A 1,846-nucleotide genomic window follows, 5' to 3' on the forward strand; every position below is an offset into this window, starting at 1 on the left:
CCGCGATGCCCGTCTCCGCCACCGCCCAGTCCGCCCACGAACGCTCCAGCGCCCCCGCCGCCATCGCGCCCACCGCCTCCGCGCTCACCGAGCCGTGCGCCTGCAACAACGCCAGCGGCACCCCCAGCTGCTCTCCCTTCGACTCGTTCGAATACGGCACGAACCCTCGCTCCACCACCGCCGAGGCCCCCGGCACCTCCGTCAGCGCCGCCGTCATCAGCCCTCCCGTACACGCCTCCGCCAATGCCAGCCGCACCCCGGCCTCACGGCACCTCGCGATGACCTTCGGCGCCAACGCCTCCAGGTCGCTCACGCGCCGTCTCCCGGCACCGCCGCCAGCACCGACACCAGCACGTCGCCCCGGAAGGTGATGCCCACCGTGCCCTCCTCCACGCACAGCCCCACCGCCGGGTGCACGTCCGCCGGACACACCGCCTCCAGCCCGCCCCTCGGCGCAAAGCCTGCTCGCTGCAACCGCTCCCACCAGGCCAGGGCCGGCTCGTGGCGCTCACACCGCTCCGATTCGTTCACCGTGCCCACGATGTCATCCACCTCCCGGCCGAAGAATCGCTTGATGGCGCGACGCTCCGCGCTCGGTATCTCCAACGTATCCAGCAACTGGAACACGCGGGAGAAGTGATTCCACGCGTTCTTCAATCGCTCACGCGCCGGTGCACGGTGGTGATCCACGTGGGGCTCGCACATCACCACGCCCACCGGGCCCAGCGACGCCAGCCTCGCCAACACCGCGTCGCGCGCCTCCATGCCTGACGTCTCCTTCTCCGCCACGTGGTGCATCGCGAACGCCGCGTTCACCACCAGCGGCCGGCGCACGGCTCGCAACGCCGCCCATGTCGCCACGTCCAGGTCCTCCACCGGCGACTCCAGCTTCACGAACTCGAGCGACAGCCCCACCTCGTCCGCCACCGCCAGCACCGCGTCGCGCGCCTCCACCAGGCTCGTGCCGCTGGGGTCCACTCCCACCACTGTCAGGTGCCGGGGCAGGGCTCCTGTCCTCGCCAGCGCCCGCAGCAGGTTGCACTCCTGCCTCCCCTGCCCGATGCCCACGTCCAGCAGCGTCGGCTCCGCGTGCCCTCGCAGGAAGTCCGCGAGCAGCGCGTTCGCCACCGCGTCCGCCGCCGACGCCAGCGGCAGGTGTTTCATCAACCGCCGGAACAACTCAATCTGTGGCGCGCCTCCGTCCACCTCCGACGCCCGGTACGGATGCAGCGCGCCCGTCGCGCCCTCCAACCGGCGCGACAATGCCGTGGCGAACACGGCGTAGTTCTCGTCCTCGGGAATGCGCTCCGCGTCCAACAACCGATAGAGCGCGGCCAGCGCCTCGACCGCCTCTATCGTTCGCGCTGACAACGCATGGTCCATCGCCCGGAGCAGCAGTTCGTCCTTCGGCGTCCGCATGCGCCCTCCCCGCGGAACCCTGGCCGTGGCTTCCGCTCGACATGAAAAAGTGTAACGACCGCCCGTGGCGCGGCTCCAGGGGGCGGCACCTCGGGACAGAGGGCCGTGCGCGTTCGCACAGCGCGCCGCCCTCGGGGACGGAGTGGCGCGGCGCGGGGGGAATGGCGGGGGGATTCGAGCGCCCCGGCGACTCCTGGCACTGCATCCCATAGACTTCGCGTGAAAAGGCACCACCGGGATTCGCCTCCCGGTCCGTATGCCCTCCGTGAACCGACTTCCGCCACGGGCCGGGGAAGTCCTGGGCGCCTTGGGCCGAATCCATGAACGCATGCAGTGTCCTCGCCGGGCCGGAGCACTCCGGCGCCAGCGCGGGTGTCACTTTCGCGGGGGTCCGGTGTTGAAGCGCCCGCCCATGTTCATCCCCCGT

General features: G+C 71.0%; 2 protein-coding genes. Both read right to left on the reverse strand.

The genetic code is table 11. The features are described from left to right. Positions 1 to 313 (reverse strand): CinA family protein (locus D7Y15_RS43350; protein ID WP_148713047.1); only part of this gene is annotated, 313 nt, incomplete at its 3' end. Beyond that, positions 310 to 1,419: a GRAS family protein gene (locus D7Y15_RS43355; protein ID WP_120581460.1), complete on the reverse strand. Its 1,110-nt coding sequence runs from the start codon at positions 1,417 to 1,419 to the stop codon at positions 310 to 312. The genes D7Y15_RS43355 and D7Y15_RS43350, both read right to left, overlap by 4 nt. Positions 1,420 to 1,846: the final 427 nt, after the last annotated feature.

This window comes from Corallococcus sp. AB030 (genome assembly GCF_003668965.1).
Lineage (GTDB): Bacteria > Myxococcota > Myxococcia > Myxococcales > Myxococcaceae > Corallococcus > Corallococcus exiguus.